The 22,838-nt window shown below is 41.4% G+C and carries 17 protein-coding genes; 7 read left to right on the forward strand and 10 right to left on the reverse strand.

From position 1 onward, the window contains the following. Positions 1-74 precede the first annotated feature (74 nt). The gene (locus tag NWP17_RS05490) at positions 75-1,091 is read left to right on the forward strand and encodes a hypothetical protein (RefSeq protein WP_280653905.1); all 1,017 of its coding nucleotides are present in this window, start codon (positions 75-77) and stop codon (positions 1,089-1,091) included. Between the two features lie 68 nt (positions 1,092-1,159). On the opposite strand, the gene NWP17_RS05495 is transcribed toward NWP17_RS05490, so the two are convergent. From NWP17_RS05495 to rsmH, 3 genes are all read right to left on the reverse strand, one after another. Then, entirely contained in the window at positions 1,160-1,666 is a 507-nt protein-coding gene (locus tag NWP17_RS05495; RefSeq protein WP_280653906.1) for an orange carotenoid protein N-terminal domain-containing protein, read from the reverse strand. Between the two features lie 69 nt (positions 1,667-1,735). Next, positions 1,736-1,900, reverse strand: a complete 165-nt coding sequence (locus NWP17_RS05500; protein WP_280653907.1) for a chlorophyll a/b-binding protein — start codon at positions 1,898-1,900, stop codon at positions 1,736-1,738. A 181-nt stretch (positions 1,901-2,081) separates the two neighbouring features. After that, positions 2,082-2,972 carry a 16S rRNA (cytosine(1402)-N(4))-methyltransferase RsmH gene (rsmH, locus tag NWP17_RS05505; RefSeq protein ID WP_280653908.1) on the reverse strand — a complete coding sequence of 297 codons (891 nt, stop codon included), beginning with the start codon at positions 2,970-2,972 and terminating at the stop codon, positions 2,082-2,084. Between the two features lie 223 nt (positions 2,973-3,195). Here rsmH and NWP17_RS05510 point away from each other — a divergent pair, with 223 nt between their 5' ends. From NWP17_RS05510 to NWP17_RS05520, 3 genes are all read left to right on the forward strand, one after another. Next, on the forward strand, positions 3,196-4,380 hold the full coding sequence (locus NWP17_RS05510) for an NAD(P)H-quinone oxidoreductase subunit H (RefSeq protein ID WP_280653909.1): 1,185 nt from the start codon (positions 3,196-3,198) through the stop codon (positions 4,378-4,380). Between the two features lie 219 nt (positions 4,381-4,599). Continuing rightward, complete coding sequence (locus tag NWP17_RS05515; RefSeq protein WP_280653910.1) at positions 4,600-6,153, forward strand: YcjF family protein; 1,554 nt, start codon at positions 4,600-4,602, stop codon at positions 6,151-6,153. Positions 6,154-6,300: 147 nt separating this feature from the next. Beyond that, the gene (locus NWP17_RS05520) at positions 6,301-8,046 is read left to right on the forward strand and encodes a protein kinase domain-containing protein (RefSeq protein WP_280653911.1); all 1,746 of its coding nucleotides are present in this window, start codon (positions 6,301-6,303) and stop codon (positions 8,044-8,046) included. 18 nt (positions 8,047-8,064) lie between these two features. On the opposite strand, the gene NWP17_RS05525 is transcribed toward NWP17_RS05520, so the two are convergent. Further along, positions 8,065-10,194, reverse strand: a complete 2,130-nt coding sequence (locus NWP17_RS05525) for a serine/threonine-protein kinase (protein WP_280653912.1) — start codon at positions 10,192-10,194, stop codon at positions 8,065-8,067. A gap of 123 nt (positions 10,195-10,317) precedes the next feature. Between NWP17_RS05525 and NWP17_RS05530 the strand changes: the two genes are divergently transcribed. Next, positions 10,318-11,034 (forward strand): rhomboid family intramembrane serine protease, encoded by a 717-nt coding sequence (locus NWP17_RS05530; RefSeq protein WP_280653913.1) that lies wholly within the window; start codon positions 10,318-10,320, stop codon positions 11,032-11,034. 102 nt (positions 11,035-11,136) lie between these two features. Here NWP17_RS05530 and NWP17_RS05535 read toward each other — a convergent pair whose 3' ends face one another. From NWP17_RS05535 to NWP17_RS05550, 4 genes are all read right to left on the reverse strand, one after another. Then, on the reverse strand, positions 11,137-12,051 hold the full coding sequence (locus NWP17_RS05535; protein WP_425332650.1) for a hypothetical protein: 915 nt from the start codon (positions 12,049-12,051) through the stop codon (positions 11,137-11,139). Between the two features lie 574 nt (positions 12,052-12,625). Further along, complete coding sequence (gene bchD / locus NWP17_RS05540) at positions 12,626-14,674, reverse strand: magnesium chelatase ATPase subunit D (protein WP_280653915.1); 2,049 nt, start codon at positions 14,672-14,674, stop codon at positions 12,626-12,628. Positions 14,675-15,011: 337 nt separating this feature from the next. Continuing rightward, on the reverse strand, positions 15,012-15,224 hold the full coding sequence (locus NWP17_RS05545; RefSeq protein WP_280653916.1) for a chlorophyll a/b-binding protein: 213 nt from the start codon (positions 15,222-15,224) through the stop codon (positions 15,012-15,014). A gap of 42 nt (positions 15,225-15,266) precedes the next feature. After that, positions 15,267-15,479: a chlorophyll a/b-binding protein gene (locus NWP17_RS05550; protein WP_280653917.1), complete on the reverse strand. Its 213-nt coding sequence runs from the start codon at positions 15,477-15,479 to the stop codon at positions 15,267-15,269. A gap of 558 nt (positions 15,480-16,037) precedes the next feature. Here NWP17_RS05550 and NWP17_RS05555 point away from each other — a divergent pair. Next, the gene (locus NWP17_RS05555; RefSeq protein ID WP_280653918.1) at positions 16,038-19,139 is read left to right on the forward strand and encodes an MFS transporter; all 3,102 of its coding nucleotides are present in this window, start codon (positions 16,038-16,040) and stop codon (positions 19,137-19,139) included. Between the two features lie 178 nt (positions 19,140-19,317). Here NWP17_RS05555 and NWP17_RS05560 read toward each other — a convergent pair whose 3' ends face one another. Both NWP17_RS05560 and NWP17_RS05565 read right to left on the reverse strand, forming a co-directional pair. Then, positions 19,318-20,196 carry an NAD(P)-dependent oxidoreductase gene (locus tag NWP17_RS05560; RefSeq protein ID WP_280653919.1) on the reverse strand — a complete coding sequence of 293 codons (879 nt, stop codon included), beginning with the start codon at positions 20,194-20,196 and terminating at the stop codon, positions 19,318-19,320. 359 nt (positions 20,197-20,555) lie between these two features. Then, positions 20,556-21,728: a class I SAM-dependent methyltransferase gene (locus tag NWP17_RS05565; RefSeq protein WP_280653920.1), complete on the reverse strand. Its 1,173-nt coding sequence runs from the start codon at positions 21,726-21,728 to the stop codon at positions 20,556-20,558. A 316-nt stretch (positions 21,729-22,044) separates the two neighbouring features. Between NWP17_RS05565 and NWP17_RS05570 the strand changes: the two genes are divergently transcribed. Further along, positions 22,045-22,737 carry a hypothetical protein gene (locus tag NWP17_RS05570; RefSeq protein ID WP_280653921.1) on the forward strand — a complete coding sequence of 231 codons (693 nt, stop codon included), beginning with the start codon at positions 22,045-22,047 and terminating at the stop codon, positions 22,735-22,737. The last annotated feature ends 101 nt before the right edge of the window (positions 22,738-22,838 follow it).

A 22,838-nucleotide genomic window follows, 5' to 3' on the forward strand; every position in this document is an offset into this window, starting at 1 on the left:
TAGGGCGAGCAAATGATCAGTAAAAATATTAAAAATGTCGGTTTTCACGAATATTTAAATTGGATTAATCAATAATGTCTACACTAAAAATTGATGAAATTGTTCACAATTTGGATAAGTTGAGAAAACTTTGTTATCACAACCTCGCCGTCAGAATTACCAACATAGAAGATTATTTATCTACCTTGACTGAAAGAGTTAACCAGGGAAGTGTGATAGTTACTGGTGCTTTTAACCAAGAAAAAATTAGCCCTCTTAATATTTCTGAGTCTGAGTTAGTGCAGGTTTATAATGATGTTCCCCGGGTTTTATTTAAAAACGCTCTAGTTGTGGAATTATCTGCTAAAAGTTACCGTAATCCTCAAGATGGTGAACCGATATTACTAGAAAATGATATAAATGGTAAATATTGGATGATTATAACAGGCATAGATCAGTTTTTTCTAGTACCGAGTATCAATATTAAATTAAATATACATAAACTAAAAACGGTCAGGTTATTGTTTAATTTCCGTGGTGATACTCCATCAGCAGATAGTCATTTTATGTTAGTTAAACCCGCCACAGTCTCTAGTCAAGCTAGCGGTAAATTATGGCAAGTACAGCAACGGGGAATATTAGAATTTATAAATCCATCTTCTCCAGTTCCCAGAGAACCAGAGAGAAAAATTTTAGAACTAGAGAAAAAATTTTTAGAGATTTCTGATGCTCACGCCAAAGCACAAACCCTTGATTTAGAAATTAAAAATATGGCTAAAGAGTTAGAATATTTAAAGCTTGAACTTCACGATTCCCAGCAAGAAAGACAGAAATTAGAGTCCCAAATTAAAGATATAATAGATCAAAAATTTTTAGAGGTTTCTGATGCTCACGCCAAAGCACAAACCCTTGATTTAGAAATTAAAAATATGGCTAAAGAGTTAGAATATTTAAAGGTTGAACTTCACGATTCCCAGCAAGAAAGACAGAAATTAGAGTCCCAAATTAAAGATATAATAGATCAAAAATTTTCAGAGGTTTCTGATGCTCACGCCAAAGCACAAACCCTTGATTTAGAAATTAAAAACCTACTTGAGCAAAATTCGCTATAAAAGGGTTAACTAACGCTAACCCTGATTTCATAACTAACTTTCTTTATGGCAAGTAATATATTTTTGCCTTAATCAGCGAAGGGGTCAACTCCCATGTTAACAACGGCACTTCGCAGGACGGTAATTTGTTGACCAAAATCAAGTTGTTTAATAGCTTCTAGCGCTTGTAGCACATCACGAGATGGTTTATAACTTAAAGGCATGGGAGCCACTAATCCTTGAACCATCAACTCTGATAATTCAAACCAGAAAGCTAACTTAGTATTAACGCTCCAAAGTCCATAGGAACGGCTAATTTGTGTATCTCTCTTAGCGGCTATGTCTCGCATCACATCTAACTGTTCAGGGTGAGACATTTGCTTGATTTGATTAAGTACACCCTCAGCAAACTGCATCCTTGCAGCCCCTGGAGCAGCTGGGGTAACAGAACGACCCATTTCAGTGTATACATACCACAGTAGTGCTAACTGTTCATCAATACTGAGAGATTTACATAAATTGGTAGTAGATGTAACAGTATTTTCTAAATTTGTATTGAATCGATTGGATCCTGTTGTTACGCTAATTTCCTTCATACTTTTACCCCAAATATTTGCTAAGTCTTAACTGAACTATTTGCCCACTTGAGAAAAAAAGTCGAGTTTTTAAAGAATACCCCAGAAGTGAAGAAAGCCTTGACCAGAGAACACCTCAATTAAAGCTGCTGTTAAAAACCCGATCATGGCCAGACGACCATTCCAAGTTTCAGCTTGAGGAGTAAATCCCCAAATACCGGGGTTGCGGTTCTCTGTGTTTTTTGTTGTTTGCATAGTTAATGCTTTTGGTAGGAGTTAGTACAGGTTTTCAGATTCCCTATTAACTAATGTAACAGATATTTTAAAAAATGTAACGGAAACTTGCCAAAAAGTTTTCACTAGTATCTATAGGAATACCACATGATTTTGGTAAACTTCTGAATATATGTCCGCCGCTGGTGAAAAACAAGCGTTTCTAGCTTTCCACCCTCTCAGCTATCCTCAACTTGGCAGAACGCGATCGCGGGTTACCAGCCAATTCTTCCTCGCCAGCAGTAATTGGCTTTTTAGTCAATACTTTTAACCAAGGAGAATTGCGTAAACCATGCTTCACCAGACGATCTTCCAAACTGTGAAAACTAATAATGGCAATTCTCCCCCCTGGAACTAAAGCCACAGGTGCTTGGGCTAAAAAACTTTCTAAACACCTTAACTCATCATTAACCACAATTCGCAAAGCCTGAAACACACGTGTAGCCGGGTGAATCCGACCATAACGGTATTGACGGGGGACAGCATAGGCGATGGACTCAGCTAACTCTGTAGTAGTGTTAAATGGTCGTTTTTCCACAATTCGCCTAGCAATGCGCCGGGATAATCGTTCCTCCCCGTATTTAAAAAAAATATCTGCTAATTCCGCCTCATCCCACTGATTAACCACCTCAGCAGCAGTCAAAGATTGTCGCTGATCCATACGCATATCCAGATTGGCTGCGTGGCGAAAGCTAAAACCCCGCTCTGGTTGGTCTAAATGATAGGAACTCACACCCAAATCAGCCAAGATGCCATCAAAAGTGTTAGGAGTATATTTATAAAGGGAAAAATTGCTAAAAATAAACTCTACCCGATCCCCAAACTCAGCCAAGTGCTTTTGCGCCGCCCGCAAAGCGTCCTGATCTTGGTCAATAGCCGTTACTCGCACATCAGCAGCAGCCTGTAAAATCAAGCGACTATGACCACCACCCCCCACTGTTGCATCCAAATAATGGCCGCTCTCACGTACCGCCAAACCCTCAACAACCTCTTGGCTTAAAACTGGCACATGAAGAAATTCCTGCGCCTCAATTCCCTGAATCTCAAGCTCCATATAATAATAAGTAAAGAAGTGAAACAAATTGCAACATCAACTAAAATCCCCTCGCCGCCACCCCCTCTCCAACATAACTCTGTATGGGCAATAGATGTAGTGGCTCCCAGGGCGACTGCTCAAAAGTCCCTGACAAATTGATTGTGGCAGACACGAACAATAAAGTTTGGAGAGTATGATGCGGTTCAAATTAAAATTTTCATAACGGGAGAACACAGACCTTATGGCAAGACTAGAAACCCGCACCGAACCTATGGTGCTAAATATGGGGCCACACCACCCCTCGATGCACGGGGTTTTGCGATTAATTGTCACATTAGATGGGGAGGATGTCGTTGATTGTGAACCGGTCATCGGCTATTTGCACCGGGGGATGGAAAAAATAGCTGAAAACCGTACCACCGTGATGTATGTACCCTACGTTAGTCGCTGGGACTACGCCGCAGGTATGTTTAACGAGGCAGTCACGGTTAACGCCCCAGAACAACTAGCAGGGGTAGCTGTCCCCAAACGTGCCAGCTACATTCGCGTCATCATGCTAGAACTAAACCGAATTGCCAACCACCTCCTCTGGTTTGGCCCTTTTCTCGCTGACGTAGGCGCTCAAACTCCCTTCTTCTACCAGTTCCGAGAACGGGAAATGATTTATGATTTGTGGGAAGCAGCTACTGGATACCGGATGGTCAACCACAACTATTTCCGTGTTGGTGGCGTAGCAGTTGATTTACCCTATGGTTGGGTAGATAAATGTGCGGATTTTTGCGACTACTTCCTCCCCAAAGTAGACGAGTACGAACGCCTGGTAACTAATAACCCCATTTTCCGTCGTCGCATTGAAGGTATTGGTACCATTACACGAGAACAAGCAATTAACTGGGGACTATCAGGACCTATGTTACGCGCCTCTGGGGTAAAATGGGACTTGCGGAAAGTTGACCACTACGAATCCTACGACGATTTCGACTGGGATGTACAGTGGGAAACCACCGGCGATTGCCTCGCCCGTTACCTAGTGCGAATGCGAGAAATGCGCGAATCTGTGAAAATTATTCGCCAAGCACTGCAAGCACTACCAGGCGGCCCCTACGAAAACCTAGAAGCCAAGCGTATGGCTGCTGGCAAAAAATCCGAGTGGGATGCTTTTGATTACCAATACATCGGCAAAAAAGTTTCACCCACTTTTAAAATGCCCAAAGGTGAGATTTATTCTCGTGTGGAAAGCGGTAAAGGTGAATTAGGAATTTATCTAGTAGGCGATGACAATCCCTTCCCTTGGCGCTGGAAGATTCGCCCTGCTGATTTCAACAACCTGCAAATTGTCCCGGAATTACTACGGGGGATGAAAGTAGCAGATATTGTGGTTATTCTCGGCAGCGTAGACGTAATTATGGGATCTGTAGATAGATAGCAGCAGCAGTGGGGAATAGATTTTAGATGACACTATTATCTAAAATCACAAATCCAAAATTCCCCACCCCCTACCCCATCATCTCTCTCTAAAGAGGCTGACAAATTAAAACAACATCAAATAACCTAATAAAATAAATCTGATTAGCGAGAAATTCTTTTATCCCCTTAATATAAAAAACATCCATTTATTTAAATTCACTTACTAACCTTGCCATCCATGCCTCTGTCGCGCCTAGTCACGCTGATTGTTGGTTTAATCGTCATTTTGGCATTAAGCCTCTGGCTGATTGACTCCCTCTCTCGGCTTTACTGGCAATTGTCTTATTCTCCACTGCTGGGCAATTTGCTGTTATTGTTGCTGGTTCTATTAATAGGAGGCTTGGTTGCAGCTTTTGTTTATTATGTATTGATACTTCAAGCCGGAGAAAAGCGATCGCGCCAGCAACGCCGACCAGCAACAACCGCAAAAATCCCGGCCGCTAAATCAGACGCAGCTTCCACTACTCTACAAGCCGTCAAGCAACAGGTAGCCCAAATTCAAGATGAAGTTGCAAGACAAGCTTTATTAAGTAAATCCAGAGAAATAGAACTCACCCTCACCCGGGGTGAAATTCAAGTAGTTGTATTTGGTACAGGTAGCGCCGGCAAAACTTCCTTAGTTAATGCCATTATGGGGCGCATGGTAGGTCAGGTCAATGCACCTATGGGAACTACTCAAGTTGGGGAAACTTATTGTTTACGGCTAAAAGGATTACAACGTAAGATTTTAATTACCGACACACCGGGAATTTTAGAAGCCGGGGTGGAAGGAACAGAAAGGGAACAACTAGCGCGAGAACTAGCCACTTCAGCCGATTTACTCTTGTTTGTAGTGGATAACGACCTGCGACGCTCAGAATATGAACCCCTACGCAGTTTAGCAGAAATTGGCAAGCGATCGCTATTAGTTCTCAACAAAACCGACCTATACACAGAAGAAGACCAAGAATCTATTCTCGCCCGGTTACGTCAACGAGTGCGGGGATTTATCGCCCCTAATGATGTAGTGGCGATCGCTGCTAATCCCCAACCCGCACAACTAGAAACCGGCGAAACCTTCCAGCCAGAGGCAGATATTGTACCTTTACTGCGCCGCATGGCAGCGATTTTAAGAGCGGAAGGTGAAGACCTAGTGGCAGATAACATTCTTTTACAATCCCTACGCCTAGGAGAGGAAGCGCGCAACTTGATTGATATGCAGCGTCGCCGTCAAGCCGACAAAATAGTAGACAGGTTTCAATGGATTGGTGCTGGTGTGGTGTCAGTTACCCCTCTACCAGTAGTAGATTTACTAGCAACAGCAGCCGTTAACGCTCAAATGGTAGTAGAAATTGGCAAAATCTACGGCTGTGAACTCAACATAGAAAGAGGTAAAGAATTAGCTCTTTCCCTAGCCAAAACCATAGCCAGTTTAGGCATAGTCAAAGGAGCGATTCAACTAATATCCACCGCTTTACAATTTCATGTAGCCACCTTTGTGATTGGGAGAGCAATTCAAGGAGTGACAGTAGCTTACTTAACCCGAATCGCTGGTAAAAGTTTTATTGAATATTTCCGCCATGACCAAGACTGGGGCGATGGTGGTATGACTGAAGTAGTCAAAGAGCAATTTAAGCTCAATCGCCGGGATGAATTTATTAAAGCATTTATCCAAGAAGCGATCGCCAGGGTAGTGCAACCCTTAACAAACAACTCAGAAGTTACCGAACCTGATCAAGAAGCCAACAATTAACAACAGAATTTATATTTTTTTAGTAAACATACTTTGAACAATCACTCAATTGTAAACAATTGACCTAAAATTATTTATTTTAAAGGCTTCCGGAAAACCTGGTAATGTCACGGAAGCTATTATATGGATTTATTCAGTAACCAGCTTATGAACCATCACAGGATCGGTCAACTACTACAAGCACGTTACCAAATCGTTCAAAGCCTAGGTGAAGGGGTATTTGGACAGACCTACATCGCTGTAAATAGGGATGATCCAAAAAAGGCTCAATGTGTGATTAAAAACCTAAAGTCTAACCGCTTTCCACCAGGCTATTTAGACACTTTAACAACCTACTTAGTCAACAAAACAGCAGACCTGCATTTACTAGGAAACCATTCGCAAATTTCCCAATTAATCACCTGCTTTGAAGAAAACGAGCAGTTTTATTTAGTAGAAGAATTGGTAGAAGGACACTCATTGAGTGCAGAATTACCCGTTAACCAATATTGGCAATGTAACTGGACTGAAAGAGAAGTTATAGAATTCTTAGCAGAAGTCCTAGGTATTTTAGAATTTATTCACTCCCAAGGCATTATCCATGGTCACATTACACCAGAAAATTTAATTAGACGTACTGTTGATGGCAAATTAGTTTTAACTGACTTCGCCTGTATTCAATCAACCCATTTAGGCTTAAATGGAGAACTACCCCTTTATGACATTCCTGTAAAGTTACTAGGCTACCTACCACCAGAACAATTTATTGGTCAAACCCAGCCCAACATTGATATTTATGCTTTAGGGATGATTGCCATTCAGGCTTTAACAGGGTTAGAACCAGTGCAACTACAACTATATCCTAAAACTAATCAAATTATTTGGCGCAATCCAGATATATCAGTGAATGATCATCTCGCTGCCGTTCTCAACTGCATGATTCACTATGATTGTCAAGAACGCTTTTACTCCGCCGGTGAAGTACTTCATGTCATCAAAGAAATATTTGGGGAAAGTAAAATTCAGTTTTTTACAGAAACAATCCACCCGCTATCTCAAACAAAAATTATTGAAAGAGATAACACACACCAACAATTTAACACCCGCCAATTACCCCCACTAATTACAGGCATGAAAGTAGGTTTAGCCGCTAATTCCTTATTAATGGGATTGGGGGTATATTCTATCATGAATAACTGTCCGGCATATTCAGAAACAGAAACTTTACACAAAGCAACACAAGAATATCAAACAGGAGACTTACACAAAGCACTAGCTTTAGCTCAATCAATTCCCGCTTACAGCAATGTTTATCCAGAAGCTCAAGCTACAATGGAAGTATGGCAACAGCAATGGCAACTAGCAGCCAAACAATACCAAATAGCTGAACAAGCCTTAAATGAGGGTAGATGGTGTGATGTATTAGATATTGCCCCCACAGTATCAAATATTTTATATTGGCAATCTAAAATCAACCAATTGGTACAGCAAGCACAAACCAACATTGAAACCCAAACACACCATTTGTTAACAAAAGCCTACGCAAAAGCCACAGCCAGAGAATTTTCCAGCGCCATAGAGTATCTGCGTCAAATTCCTCCAAAAAGTTCTGCCGGTGCCTTAGTCAAAGAAAAATTAACCGAATATCATCAAAAGCGGCAGACTAGAGCAGCTTATTTTTTACAGAAAGCTAACATCAAAGCATCTATGGGTGACTTTAATGAGGCTGTAAATCTCCTCCGCAAAATTCCCAAAAATACTTCCGTTTACACTCAAGCTCAAATTACACTCAATAAATATATTCAAAAACTGCAAATACAAAAGCAAAGTAAAAATTTAGCCCTAGACCCTCCAACCAGTAATCATAAATATTTCCACCCAGAAAATGATTTACTAGAAGTGAACATTCGTTAATTATTTTCTCATGCACAATTAGAAAATAGTCGGCACAATCATCGTCCCTGGTTTTTCACCGGATAATCGCCTTTGGGCTTGGTTACGAGCCTCAATTGCTTCCCGATAATTCGGCTGGTATTTGAGAGCTTGATCATAAGATGCAATTGCCTCTTGATATTGTTGTAAATTAAATAAAGCATTGCCCCTGCTATACCAACTTTCAGCATGATTGACTTGATAACGAACTGCTTGATCGTAGGACGCGATCGCCTCTTGATATTTCTGTAAAATATATTGAGAATTGCCTAAATTGTACCAAATTTGATAATCATTACCCTTAATGGCTGCCGCTTTCTGATAAGATTCTATGGCTTCTGCATAGCGTTGGCTTTTATGCAGCGCCCAACCCCGACTATACCATGCCTGATAATCGTTAGGATTCTTTTTTATTGCTTGATTAAATGATTCAACTGCTTGTGGATAGCGGCGTAAAGTAACTAATACATTACTTTTAGAAAACCAAGCCGGGTAAAAATTTGGTCTGTATTGTACTGCTTGCTCATAAGCATTTAAAGCATCTTCATAGCGGTTTAAATTAAATAAAGAATTACCCAACCCATACCAAGCTTCCCCATAGTCCGGTTTAATTTCAATAGCTGTTTCATAGGCATTAATTGCATCATCATATTGCTTTAAATTATGAAATGCCAAACCCTGAGCATACCAAGCCTGAAAATAATTAGGTTCTAATTCTATAGCTTTTTCATAAGATTGAACTGCGTTATTATATTGCTTTAAAGCACTAAAAATCTCTCCTTTAGCATTCCAGATATGGGGAGAATTACCATCTAATTGTAACCCCTTGTCAAAAGCAGCGATCGCTTCAGGATAGCGCTGTAAATTTTGCAATACAAAGCCTCGACCACTCCATGCTTCCCCATAATCTGGCTGAATTTGAATAGCTTGGTCATATGCTGCTAATGCTGCTTGATACTTTTTTAATTTCCACAGTGTTTTACCCTGACCATTCCATCCCGGAACATAATCTGGACTAACACTCACAGCCTCTTCATAAGCTGCTAGTGCATCTTCATAGCGCTGTAATTCAAACAGTGTACTTGCTTGTTCAGATAAAGCGATGGCATTATTAACATTAATACTCTTAACAATAAATACCGAAGCTATTCCGCTTAATCCCAGTATACATACTGCTAATGACAACCTAATAAATATACCTTTTTTGTACTGATTCAATTTAAAATTTCTTAGTGGCGGGTGGGGCTGGCGTGATAAAGCAGCATTTTCTGGTAAGGAAGGACTTAAAACCAGCGTTTGAGATGATGGCTGCATTAACCCTTGCAGTGCTTGTAATGCCACAGTTGCCGTAGCATAGCGTTGACGGAAATCATAACACACCATTTGATCCACAAATTGGGCAAACTCAGGCGACACAGAGGCCTGAGTTTGCCAGATAATTTCATTAGTATCAACATCAAGTTCTAGCTGGTTTGGTGATAGTCCCGTCAGGGCTTGAATAGCAATTACACCCACCGCATAAATATCACTGCTAAACCTTGGTGTCCCTTGGGCTTGTTCTCCCGGTAAATATCCAGGAGTACCGATAGCAACAGTTGATTTAGTTTGACCTTCAGAGTTAATCACCTGAGTAGTAATTTGCTTAACCGCGCCAAAATCAATTAAAACTAACTTACCGTCTTGTTCACGTCTGAGTAAATTTTGGGGATTAATATCTCGGTGAATCACCTTTTGTTGGTGAACAAACTCTAAAATAGATAAAACTTCCTGGATAAGAGCCATAACCTCTTCTTGACTCAGAATTGTTCCTGGTGTAAGTTCTTCACTTAAGTTATGACCGACAATAAACTCCTGTACTAAATAAAACTCTGCATTTTCCTCAAAATATGCCAAAAGTTGGGGAATACGGTCATGAATACCTAATTTATATAAAACTTGAGCTTCCGTATCAAACAAGCGTCTTGCTGTTTCTAAGTTTACTGGGTCAGTAGCCAGAGGTTTGAGTCTTTTAACCACACACTTAGGTAATCCAGGCAAGTGCGTATCACAAGCCACAAAAGTTTCGCCAAATCCCCCATCTCCCAGGTGACTAATAATTTGGTATCTTCCAACAAGTGTGTTTCCCAGCATCTCGTTTTCAAAGTTTGAGTGGATTTTTACCTGATTTTAATCTTGCCACAAATTAATTTAAACAAGGTTAATCGGGGTAAATCAGGAAGAAAATTTATTTAAAAGTGAAAATATCAAATCAATATGATTCCCATTAGTGATAGTATTCGCCTTCGCCATAAACCAATTATTATTTATTGGCTAATTGGCATTAACATTGCTTTATTTCTATGGCAACTTAAACTAGAGTTTAGTGGAGAATTAGGAGATTTAATCAATAATTGGGGGTTGATTCCTGCCCAGATTACTACTGCAATAAGTAACGCCATTTACTTTAATCCTGCCGCTTGGGTAGTTGTTTTTTGGCGTTCAGCTTCCCTATTTTTGTCCATGTTTTTCCACGGTAGTTTTAGTCAGATTTTGGGAAATCTATTATTTTTATGGGTTTTTGGTAAAACCTTAGAAAACATAATTGGACATAAACTTTTCTTGGGATTGTATTTGATGGGAGGAGTGATTACAGGAATAGCACAAATTATCTTACAACCGAGTTTGAGCATACCACTGATTGGAGCCAATGGCGCGATCGCGGCAATTTTAGGAGCTTATCTATTCAAGTTACCTAAAGTTAAGATTGATACAATTGTGCCTCTGGTAGTTGTGTACATTCCCATTCAGGTGCCGGCGTATTTTTATCTATTTTGGTGGTTTATACAACAGCTATTTTATGGAATTGGCAGCCTAAATATTCCTCCCTCTGGTGTAAACTCACCTAATTTGGCCTACTGGGGGCAATTACTACCATTACTAATGGGTGCAGTTTTTATGCGATTCCATCAATCATCCCCTAGTCAAGACTAATCATAAAACTATTTATGATCGCCATGTCCAAAGCCAAGCACTTACATCTGGGTTTCATATCATAAATATTTTCAGCCCCAGGCTCAAGCCTGTGGGCTGATACTATTGTTCTTGCTCCTTCTCAGCCTTTGGGGTATTTTTTTTGAGGACGGGTTTTAGCTGATTGTTACCGGGCTGTTTAATGTCCTTTTTCGATGGTTGAGGACTTGTAGCTTTATTCTTTTTAGACTCCTGTAGGGCTGTAGCTTTATCCTTTTTGGATGCTTTGAGAAATTTAGGTGCAGTGTCTTGGGGCGGAGCCAATAGAGCCACAAAACCAAAGACATTGCGCCCAGGCAAAAATTTTGCCTTGAGAGACACGAATACCGGATGTCCTTGGTTTTCTTTATCCACCTTGGGGTTAAATCTAAAAGGTCTGACAGGTGCGTCCTTCCAAAACAAAGGCAAATGACTTGCCTTCATAAACTTCACCTTTCTAGCTGGTTCGGCTTGCTTAATATATTCTAGTCTTTCATGAGTGAAATTGCGGAAAACAGAAATACAAGGAGTTTGACAAACAGGAATAAATTGCCATAGCCCTGAGAATTTAAACTCGTTGTCTTCTAACTCCCCAGAAACTGTTTGTTCTTCTCGCCCCCTGTCAAAACCAACTAGTTGAAAAGTCATACTATGGGGTTGATCTTTACTCGGAAAATGAATTGCTTTAGGATACACAACTAGCCTAAAAGTATGATTGCCAGTAGTTTCTATTTCTTTAGTGAGAGCGTCAAATACTTTACGTTTTTGAGGAATGTAGAAAAGAGGATACTCAAAATTACCTATGGTAACTGTATTTTTACCATCTGCATTTAAGTTAACATTCCCAACTATTACCCCAATAGCTTGAAATATTGGTCCCGACTCTTCACCTTCTGCGTGAAATTCAGCATCATCATTAACATTTTGGGTTTCCAATGGGGTTTCAGGTTTAGTTGCAGCCCCATTTGACTCCTTGGCAGTGGGTTCAGTAGATGACATAATTGTTAGTTTTTTTGTTGGAACAATAATTTTTTGAGGTACAGATGGCATTTGACAGGCTGGAAAATCCCATAAACACACACAAAACAATCTGACATACAAGTTGCTTGACTACCCTATATTAGGGAGGTAGTGACCAATGACAGCCATTCTCCTTTAAAAAGCTAGCTTATGCTAACACCAACCTACTACCCTTAAGCTAACGCTCTCCGATAAGTGAGGTTTTAAGCTAGGTAGCTTATTCAGTAAATTATTTTAAAGCCTCTTTTTGATAATTACGAATTAGTATGCCCCATAACTCAATACTTCCGCCCCCATATCAACACCATGGCTAGCTATGTCTCTCCTGAACAGCCTCAAGGAGGGATAGAGATAATTAAACTTATTCTCCTGGACGCAAGTCCAGTAAAAGCAAGGAACATCAGTGACGCTGGAATCCCCCGCCTTTATGGGTGGGGAGTGTCAATCTTACCCAAATGCAATGGGCAGAAACTGTGTAAATGACTCATAATGTAGATTCCTCTGAGTCTTTCTACTTCAAATCAACATATTTCACAGCATAACTAAACAGCCTCTATTTAAGCCCTGAGCGAGATTTCACATCAGCGATCGCACCTTTAGTCATGGCAGCAATAGTTTTATCGTTAGCTTTTGGCAAGTGATAATAATTACCGCCAGCCTTTTGGGATAACTCTTTAGCAAAACCAGTAGAGACAAATTTACTCTCAGTGTCAATTACCAACAATTGCATTCCCAAAGCCCGAATTCTCCCCGCAATTTCTAACAATTCTGCTTTGATATTTGGTTTTTCTCCTGGTTCTAACTGTTCACCCAACGAACGGGCTAAGGGAATATTACCCCGCCCATCAGTGATAGCCACAATTACCACTTGCCCCACATCTCCGCTCATTTGGGCATTTACTCCTACACGCACTGCTTGAGTTAAACCATGTGCCAGAGGCGAACCACCCCCACAAGGTAGTCTTTCTAGGCGGTTACGTGCCAAGGCAATGGAACGTGTGGGGGGTAGTAATACTTCCGCCTGTTCTCCCCGGAAGGGAATCAAAGCTATTTGGTCGCGGTTTTGATAAGCTTCGGTTAACAGTTGCATAACAGCACCTTTAGCCGACTGCATCCGGTTAAGAGCCATGGAACCAGAAGCATCTACAACAAATACTATCAATGCTCCCGCCTTACGTACCAAGCGTTTGGAACGCATATCCCCTGGTTCCACAATCACTTTTTTATCTGGGTATCTTTCCCGTCTGGCCTTTTGATAAGGTGCAGCAGACCTGAGAGTTGCATCTACAGCAATGCGCCGCACTTTTCCTCTCGGTAACATGGGTTTAATGTAGCGTCCCCGGTCTTCAGAAAAGATCACACTGCGACTACCAGATTTACCCTGTCGCTTGGCCATTTGGGCGAAATAAAGCACGCTGTCATCCAGAATTACACCTTCTGGATCAAAAATAAATTCCTCTGGGATGTCTGGTGCTTCCTGTTCTTGATTTTCTTCTTGTTCCTGTTCTTGGTCTTCTTGGTCTTCTTGATGTTCTTGATCTTGTTCCTCTTGATTCTGTGGCGGTGGGGGTGGTGGGGGTGGTGGCGGTTGATCTGGTGGTGGGGTTTGTACAATGGTCGAGCGTGGTACAATCACAAATTCCACCGCCCGGCGTAAATCTTCAGCGTTGACTGTTGCTCTTCCATCCAAAGCCGCAGCAGCTTTAGCAACACGCACTGCGAATAATTCAGCCCGATGTCCTTGGACTCCACCGCGAATAGCTTCACTTACCAAATAAGTAATTTGCTCTTCCGTGATGGTTACCTCCTTTAACCATTCCCGCGCCAGAATAATTTGGGTTTTCAGCCCGTCCAAGTCCTCTTCGTGTTGCTGAAGAAACTCTTGGGGAGATTTAGCATAGGCCATGGCCTGCTCCACTGCTGTTACCCTTTGATCTAAACCCAGTACACCATCAGCAGAAAGAGTAATGGCAATTCTATCCAGTAAATGCTCCCGCAATGATCCTTCTTCTGGGTTGTAGGTGGCGATAAATAGACATTTGCAGGGATGCTGAAAACTGATTCCCTCCCGCTCTATTTGGTTACGTCCCTCAGATAATACTGTCAATAGCTGATTTGATATTTGGTCATCTAATAAATTAAGTTCATCCACATACAGCACACCTCGGTTAGCAGTAGCCAGTAACCCAGGCTGAAAAATAGTATCCCCTTGCTTAACCGATTGTTCCACATCCACAGAACCCAAAAGTCTATCTTCTGTCACTCCTAAAGGAATCTGCACAAACGGTGCAGGGATAATTTCCGTCGGGATCCGTTGAGTCTCCTGATCTGCATATTCTGTTAACAGATAATTATCCCAGTCTTCCGGGCGGTTGGGGTCGCAGTTACTAATAGACCCTTTCACCACTTCAATGGGGGGTAGTAAAGCGTGAATAGCACGAGCCATTACTGATTTTGCCGTACCGCGACGGCCTGCGATCGCCACTCCTCCCAGACCAGGATCGACTGCTGCTAACAGCAAGGCTAATTTAATTGCATCTTGACCGACTACAGCAGTCAAGGGGAAGGCTCTAATGTTGGTGTTGATACTAAGCGCGGACATTGTTGGCAAAATAGCGATTTTTGGCTTTTAGTAGCATAGCAATTTTTGGACCATAATCATAGCCATGGTAATTTTTTGCAGGTCGGCGTTTTGTTTCACCTCAAGGCGCAAAGGTAATAGAGTTTAGGATTAAATAAGTAATTTCTCGCCAAGGGGATAAGTTTTCCCCATTCCCATATTTATCAAGTTAATTGATGAGGCTCTAAAATATAACAAAAATACTAAGGCGGCTACCAATTGCGGTTCCGCCCTCTTACTTTGTATTATTGAGGAGTTAATCACTGTCAGTTTTGCAAGTAATAATTATTTTTTTTAGCTCCTCTTCTGATGTTCACAACTAATAACTAATAATGTGCAGTACGTCCCGGAGGACGCTATATCCAGCTAAATCCCATAGTAAATAGGCAATAAAGCCAATCATTGCCAGCCTACCGTTCCATAATTCGGCTTGAGGGTTCCAACCAAACAAAAAGGCATTACGATCCACACCATTATAAGCCTTAGCCACTGGTGGTAAATCTGTGGAAGGACGAGTTTCTCTAGTTTCCATTTTTCCTCTCCAAAATTCAACTAATACTTAAGTTTTTTCTCGTTAATAACTAATCAGATGTAGCACGTCCCGCAAGACACTATATCCAGCTAAATCCCATAGTAAATAGGCAATAAAGCCGATCATTGCAAAGCGACCGTTCCAAATTTCCGCTTGAGGAGTCCAGCCAAACAGAAATGCATTCCGGTCTCTGCCGTTGTACTCCAGCGCAACTGGTGGTAAATCTGTGGAAGGACGAGTCTCTCGATTTTGCATTTTTTCTGTCCCGAATTACTTATAAATTTATTGCTTAACTTAAATTAACTTATTTATCAGTACATTGCTTTCCGTCTGTGGGTACAAACTACACACACTTCTTATGGACGATTCTCATCAATTTTTATATAAAGGCAAATCCACCTTCAGGGGGTGATAAAATCTTTTCTTCTATATTTATATAGAAGAAATAACAAATATGACTCCTAAATATATTTAAAATATATTTTCATATTTTCTTTTCCAACACTCAAAATTCAACAGGGCTATACAGGAATAATTTTTATTGTATTTTATTGTATTGTATTTTATTGTATTTTATTTTTAGTTTACTTTACTTTTGCCTGTTCTCTATTCTCTGCCTCTGGGAGTTTCAGCAATCAAACCGGATTCCTATATCTGCGGCTAGAGATAATTTTACAACTTTAGAGGGATACATAAAATGAGGAAATTCTATGATTGTAAAAGTGATTAATAATTGGGTATTGCCATCAATACAAGGACAAATAGATGTAGATATTATTCTCTCTCAATCTCAACTAACCAGAAGGAAATATAATGTTTCAATGTACAGAAAACATCCTGGAAATCTACAAGCCACTGTTCTGGGTAGCACAGACTCCAGCAGTTCCCACTAGTATTACCCCAGCCCAAGCATCAGTTCTCAATTCAGGTCCACGTTTTTTTGTTGCTTTAATTTCTGGTGTGATCCTAGCTTTTGCTTTTCAATTGGTGTTAACTAACCTCTCGGTCGCAGCTGGTATTTCCTACTTAGGTCGTCCATCTGACTCTCATGCAGGTGTGGGAGAACTGGGAAGTTTGGGCGGTACAATTCGCAAAGTTGGTACAGCCCTGGGTTTGTGGACATTAGTGACTGTAACCGTGGCTTTATTAATTGCTTGCTTCCTAGCGGTGAAGTTAAGTCTACTGGTTTTAGATCCTAGGTTGGGAGCAATTCTGGGATTAGTTATTTGGGGTGCATATTTTTTGCTGTTAGTGTGGGTAAGTTCCACTACCGTGGGTTCCTTAATTGGATCTGTAGTTAATTCCGCAACATCGGGTTTTCAGGCAATTATGGGAACTGCTACAGCTGCATTAGGTGCTAAAGCTGTTAATCAGCAGGTCGTAGCCACAGCTGAAGCCGCAGCCTCTGCGGTGCGTCGGGAATTAGGTCATGGAGTTGACCCCACTCGTATCCGGGAAAATATAGAAGATTACTTAGAACAGCTACGCCCCCCAGAATTAGATTTATCCAAAATTCGCAGGGATTTTGAAAACTTACTCAAAGATCCACAATTACAAGCGATCGCCACCAGTCCAGACCTTAGCAAAATTGATCGCCAAAAGTTTATTGATTTAGTCAGTAGTCGTACTGACCTTTCCCCACGAGATGTTAAGGGCATAAGTGATACACTCTACAAGGTTTGGCAGCAGGTCGTCAGTCAGCAACAACCCGTCCAAGAAAATTTAGCCGAGTTGGTTAACTATTTCAAGTCCCTTCCACCAGGACAAGTCAAAACAGATGAAATCAACGGCAAATTAGAACGCCTAATAGCAGAAATGCGTACTTCAGAAAAACCCAGTCTGATGCAACAGACCGCACAGCAAGTAATCACCGCATTAACTGGGATTGTGTTGGGAAGAGTAGATTTATCTGATATTGATGTCGAAAAAATTTGGCGATCGCTCATCACCGCCAAAGACAAAGCCACTGCACAAGCTGATAAACTAGGCTTACCCATACCATCAGAACCTTATAGCCCAATTCGGGCTGATGTAGAAAACTATCTACTCAATACCTACGCTTGGCAATTCAGTCCAGAGACAATATCCGCAGAATTTCGTGATGTGATCTATGACCCAGCCGCAGACCCGGGTATAGTCAAAAGAGAACTAGAGCAACTTTCTCGCCAAGACTTCGCCAACAACCTCCAACAACGGGGACTACTCACCCAAGCAGAAATCCAGCGCATTGCTGACCAGTTAGAAGCGGTGCGCCAAGAAGTGTTAACTTTAGTCAGCGATGCGGAAGCCAGAGAAATTGCCCAAGACCTACAACGCCGAGTAGAAAGCTATCTACTTGTTACCAATAAAGCAGAATTGACTCCAGAAGGAATTGAGCAGAACTTTAAACCATTATTAGAAGATCCAGAAGCTGATTATGAAACTATGTCCCTGCGATTATCACAATTTGACCGTCAGGAAATGAGGGAAATCTTGTTAGCACGCAATGATATTTCAGCAGCAGAAATAAACCCCATTCTCAACGAATTAGAACGGCAACGCGATCGCGTCTTGGTAGAATCTAAAGGACTAGCAGAACAAGCCAAACATCAAGCAGAAACTTTATGGTTGAATGTAGAATCATATTTGCGAAATACAGGAAAAGCTGAGTTAAACCCTGATGCTATTCGCGCCGACTTGCAAAAGCTGCTAGAAGACCCCCAATCGGGAATCATTGCCATGCGGGCTAGATTAGCTCGCTTTGACCGGGATACTTTGGTAAAATTACTTAGTCAACGGCGAGACTTGAGCGAGCAACAAGTTAATCAAATTATTGATAGTGTGGAAGAATCCTGGCGTAATATCCGTCATACACCCCAAGCTTTAACAGAAAGAGCAAAAGAACAATACGACTCTGTAACCGCCACCATCGCCGATTACCTACGCAACACTGGCAAAGAAGAATTAAATCCTGAAGGTATTCAAAGAGACCTAAACAGACTATTTCAACAACCGACACAGGGAGTTATAGCACTGCGCCGACGCTTGTCTCAGGTAGACCGAGATACTATAGTCAAGTTACTTAGTCAACGGCGAGATTTGAGTGAAGAACAAGTTAATCAAATCATTGATGCTGTACAAACTTCTATTAGCAATATTGTCCGCGCCCCCCGCCGTTTAGCCACCCGTACACAGCAAAGAATGACCACATTCCAAGCTTATTTAGGAGAGTATTTAAGACAAACTGGTAAAGAAGAACTGAATCCTGAAGGCATCAAACGGGATCTACAACTATTATTGCATGATCCCCGCGTGGGAATGGAAACTTTAGCCGATCGCCTGGGACATTTTGACCGTTCTACAATAATTGCTTTGCTGAAAATCCGGGAAGATATAACCGATGAAGAAGCAGCCAGAATTGCTGAAAATATCATCTCACTGCGTGATCAATTTGCAGAACAAGTACATGGTATTCAACGACAAATTCAAGATGTCATAGAAGGGATTTTTGCCGCTATCCGTGACTATCTTAACTCCTTAGATCGTCCCGAACTTAACTATGATGGCATCAAGCGGGATATTCGCACCTTATTTGATGATCCACAAGCAGGGTTTGAAGCCTTACGCGCTCGCCTCTCAGCCTTCGACCGCGATACCCTAGTAGCTATTTTGAGTTCCCGTGAGGACATATCAGAAGCAGATGCTAACCGAATTATTGACCAAGTTGAGCGGGCTAGGAACTCAGTGTTACAACGCACTGAACGACTACAACAAGAAACCCAACGCCGCCTAGAAGAAATCAAGCATCAAGCACAACGACAAGCAGAAGAAACCCGCAAAGCCGCGGCCACCGCTTCCTGGTGGTTATTCGCTACAGCATTTGTCTCTGCTGTATTTTCTGCATTAGGAGGAGCGATCGCAGTGGTTTTAGTTTAAGTCAACAAAGTTAGCAAAAAAGAGAGAACCATCAAAGTCGTGCCGATGCCCTATGCGGACTATTTGTATTTTATGTTGGTATATCAACAATGGCAAGCTATAGGAACCAAAAAAAAGCCGTCCTAAAAAGACGAGCTTCTTATCCCATTGTGTTGGTCATCGACTAATCATCAATTACTTATTCCCCACTAGCTTCTCCCCACTGATTAATAGCAGAAAATACTGAGGAATAGTCATCATGAGCAAATGACATTTTCACAGCCGTTTGCACAATTTGCCGTACAGCTTCAATGCTACCGAGATCCAAACCCAGTGATTTTGCCTCTGATATAAATAAATCTGTATCTTTGAGCAAATGTTTAGTGGGGAAATTAGGATTAGTATAATTGCCATCCAACATCCGTTGTAGCTTCTTGTCAAAGGTAGGCGCATAAAGCGAACTTTGACGCAGGATTTGCATAAATAAATCTATGTCGATACCTTGACGTTCAACAAAAGCCAGACTAAGAGCAAAGCTAGTTGTTAGAGAAGCAATAAGTTGATTAAGTGCCAACTTCAGTCCTGCGGCCGAACCTACTGGCCCCACCAGCACAGGTTCAGCACCAAAATTTTGCAGTAACTTTAAGTGGCGTTGATATTGTTCTGGTTCAGCACCTACCATTACAATCAGCTGACCAGTTTTTGCCTCTGGAATACTACCTAATACTGGAGCTTCTATATACTCCCCGCCGCCACCAATCACAGCATCTCTAATTTCTTGGCTTTCCGTGGGAGTAATAGTCCCCATCTGAATCACAGTCCGCCCCTCTAGAGTGCGCCAAGAAGTATCCGACAGCAACACATGATAAATGGCTGCGGCATTAGTCAACATAAGAATAATGCAGTCAGCAGCACGAATTGCTTGACGGGGATGTTTAACAACTTCCGCACCAGCAGCCTGTAGTGGGGCTAATTTTTCTGGGGTGCGGTTATAGGCTACTAGCTCTATATTAGCTGCCAACAACCGTTGGGCCATCGGTAATCCCATTAGTCCAGTTCCCAGAAATGCCACCTTCATTTTTTACTTTCCTTTGGTACAGCTTAGGCGTAGCTAGTCGTAGATATCGCGTTTCCATTATTTAATCGTGCCCTTGTTGAACAGTCATCACTGTTCAGTCATAACTGTTCAGCAATAATTGAGTAAATATCAGCCACCTGCCGCAAAAGTCACCATAATTATCACCGAAAGTAAGATACCTGGTGTAAGTAGTGTTACCAATAACAAGAGTTCATGAGCCGTCATAGTTGATACTTTTTGGGTTACCGAAGTTGTACAGTAGTCAAAGTAATTATTTGCTCAATGCCATGCTAATCTATATCAAGGTAAGTTAGGATTTTTATAGAGATTTTTAACTTTTCTTTTAAGTTTTCTCTATTTTAGTTGGGCACCGTTAGTCCCTTCAGCTGTTGACCTGTTTCTTGGGGCTGGAGTCCCTTACTTTGAATTAAAACTCCAAACCCACCTAACTTTGTTGGGTCTATTAACTGGTGTAAAGCTTCCCGCAGTTGCAACAGTTGAGATAACCGGGTTTGTTGCTGAGAAATAGCAGCAATGCGATCGCCTAAACCCAAAGCCATTAAAAATAAACCTTGCTGGATGAAGCCTATTTTCTCCAAACCAAAGCGATCGCCCCATCTTTCCAAAGCAGTAAAATTAACATGGGTCGTAATATCCTGCCTACCAACATTGATATAAGGGTTATTGTGGTGGCTATGGTTGTAGTAACATTGTAACGTCCCTTGCCATCGCCTGGGGTTGTAATAACGGTGGGCAGGATAGCCATAATCAATTGTTAACAGATATCCGCGATGCAGGCGATCAGCCACAATACCCAACCAACCACCAGCAGCTAAATTAATTTCACTACGATAGCCATCTTCATAACCACCACCAGCCAAATCAATTTTCACTAAATCCAAATATTGTTGCAGTTCCGGGGTAGAAGGTTCACCATTCACCTCCACAAAGAAAGGTTGAGACTGATCTTTCCCCGTTGTCACATAAATTTCCCGCATCTCACCACCCTCTAATATAAACTGATGTACTGGCAAAGCATCCACCAATTCATTAGAAAAAAAGCAGCCAGTAATAGAGTTTGTGGGGATATCTGTTAAATTGCACCAACGCACAGAAAAGTTTGCCAGCCGTTGCTGCTGTTCTTCCTGCAAAACAGGCGATTTTTCCACAATTATATACTCTAGTGCCGCCCAAAAATCTGGATAGTGTAGCTGACAATAATTGAGGATCTGTGTAGCCAGTAGTCCTTGACCCGCCCCCATTTCCACCACAGCAAAAGGTACAGGACAAGCTAAAACTTCCCACATCTGCAAAAACTGTTCCGCCAGTAACTCCCCAAAGTCAGAACAAAGATGGGGAGAAGTAAAAAAATCACTCCCCTGAAATCCAATTTTCCCAGCATGAGTACAATAGTAACCGTATTCAGGGTGATATAAAGCCATATCCATATATTCAGCGAAAGTAATTCGCCTTTGCGGGCTACTAGCAATACAATCAGCTATGGCTGTACACAATACCGAATTAGAACTCATACAAAAACCATCAAAACACCAGGTAGGTTAGGGACAGCGTAAAACAACAACCCATTTCTTCTATATTGCCTGAATAATTACTTGTTGATAAATCTTAATAATTTTCTCTAACCTTTAGATTTGACAGTTTACAAGTCCTGACGCCTGAGTAGTGCCCCAACTAGGGCAAAACCTGCTATTTTCAGGAGCCGAGGGTTTATCACATTCTGGTTTAAGGTAGCATATTTGACTCATATGTGTCTAATGGTATATACTTAAATAAATAGCAATATATAATAAATTTAGGTTGAAAAAAAATTAAACCACTTTATCCCCCATGACCTACACTCCCGATGATGTTTGGCGCTTGTTAGGTGAGTTGATTGCTGCTCAAAAAGAAACAGAGCGCCGTTTCCAAGAAACCGATCGCATCCTTAAAGAGCAATCCCAAGAAACCGATCGCATCCTTAAAGAGCAATCCCAAGAAACCGATCGCCGTTTCCAAGAAACCGATCGCCTTCTTAAAGAACAGTCCCAAGAAACCGATCGCATCCTTAAAGAGCAATCCCAGAAAACAGACCGGCAAATTCAGCGAGTTAGTCAAGACATAGGTAAATTAGGTAATCGTCTAGGGGAGTTTGTGGAATGGCAAGTGCGCCCTGCTGCTGTACAGTTATTTCAACAGCGAGGTATTGATGTTCATGAAATCCAAGCAGGTGTATCTGTTAAACGCAACGGCGAAGGTTTGGAAATTGACTTATTAGTCATTAATGATACAGAAGCAGTCTTAATAGAAGTTAAAAGTAAATTAACTCAACCGGATGTAGATAAACATTTAGAGCGGCTAGATAAGTTTAAGCGTCTTGTGCCTCGATATCAAGATGTGCGGGCGATGGCAGCAGTAGCGGCTATGGTAGTACCAGATGAAGTGAGGGATTATGCTTATAGTCAGGGTTTATTTGTCTTGGCTCAGTCTGGCGATAACTTGGTAATTTTAAATCAACCCAATTTTCACCCTAGAACTTGGTAGACTCTCGTTTTTTCATATTTCCAAAAGCTCATACAATTTCCCTGTTCTAAACTTTGTAGGTGTTGGTTGAGTGATAATGTTCTCTGGTTTAAAGTGTAACT

It is taken from the genome of Chrysosporum bergii ANA360D (assembly GCF_029891735.1).
GTDB lineage: Bacteria > Cyanobacteriota > Cyanobacteriia > Cyanobacteriales > Nostocaceae > Umezakia > Umezakia bergii.

Excerpts from the sequence above, each read along its gene's own strand:
- NWP17_RS05500 (WP_280653907.1), bottom strand. The coding sequence starts at position 1,900 with ATGCAAACAACAAAAAACACAGAGAACCGCAACCCCGGTATTTGGGGA.
- NWP17_RS05560 (WP_280653919.1), bottom strand. The coding sequence starts at position 20,196 with ATGAAGGTGGCATTTCTGGGAACTGGACTAATGGGATTACCGATGGCC.
- NWP17_RS05545 (WP_280653916.1), bottom strand. The coding sequence starts at position 15,224 with ATGGAAACTAGAGAAACTCGTCCTTCCACAGATTTACCACCAGTGGCT.
- rsmH (WP_280653908.1), bottom strand. The coding sequence starts at position 2,972 with ATGGAGCTTGAGATTCAGGGAATTGAGGCGCAGGAATTTCTTCATGTG.
- NWP17_RS05570 (WP_280653921.1), top strand. The coding sequence starts at position 22,045 with ATGACCTACACTCCCGATGATGTTTGGCGCTTGTTAGGTGAGTTGATT.
- NWP17_RS05515 (WP_280653910.1), top strand. The coding sequence starts at position 4,600 with ATGCCTCTGTCGCGCCTAGTCACGCTGATTGTTGGTTTAATCGTCATT.
- NWP17_RS05550 (WP_280653917.1), bottom strand. The coding sequence starts at position 15,479 with ATGCAAAATCGAGAGACTCGTCCTTCCACAGATTTACCACCAGTTGCG.
- NWP17_RS05565 (WP_280653920.1), bottom strand. The coding sequence starts at position 21,728 with ATGAGTTCTAATTCGGTATTGTGTACAGCCATAGCTGATTGTATTGCT.
- NWP17_RS05525 (WP_280653912.1), bottom strand. The coding sequence starts at position 10,194 with ATGCTGGGAAACACACTTGTTGGAAGATACCAAATTATTAGTCACCTG.
- NWP17_RS05530 (WP_280653913.1), top strand. The coding sequence starts at position 10,318 with ATGATTCCCATTAGTGATAGTATTCGCCTTCGCCATAAACCAATTATT.
- NWP17_RS05495 (WP_280653906.1), bottom strand. The coding sequence starts at position 1,666 with ATGAAGGAAATTAGCGTAACAACAGGATCCAATCGATTCAATACAAAT.
- NWP17_RS05520 (WP_280653911.1), top strand. The coding sequence starts at position 6,301 with ATGAACCATCACAGGATCGGTCAACTACTACAAGCACGTTACCAAATC.
- NWP17_RS05490 (WP_280653905.1), top strand. The coding sequence starts at position 75 with ATGTCTACACTAAAAATTGATGAAATTGTTCACAATTTGGATAAGTTG.
- NWP17_RS05510 (WP_280653909.1), top strand. The coding sequence starts at position 3,196 with ATGGCAAGACTAGAAACCCGCACCGAACCTATGGTGCTAAATATGGGG.
- NWP17_RS05555 (WP_280653918.1), top strand. The coding sequence starts at position 16,038 with ATGTTTCAATGTACAGAAAACATCCTGGAAATCTACAAGCCACTGTTC.
- NWP17_RS05535 (WP_425332650.1), bottom strand. The coding sequence starts at position 12,051 with ATGTCATCTACTGAACCCACTGCCAAGGAGTCAAATGGGGCTGCAACT.
- bchD (WP_280653915.1), bottom strand. The coding sequence starts at position 14,674 with ATGTCCGCGCTTAGTATCAACACCAACATTAGAGCCTTCCCCTTGACT.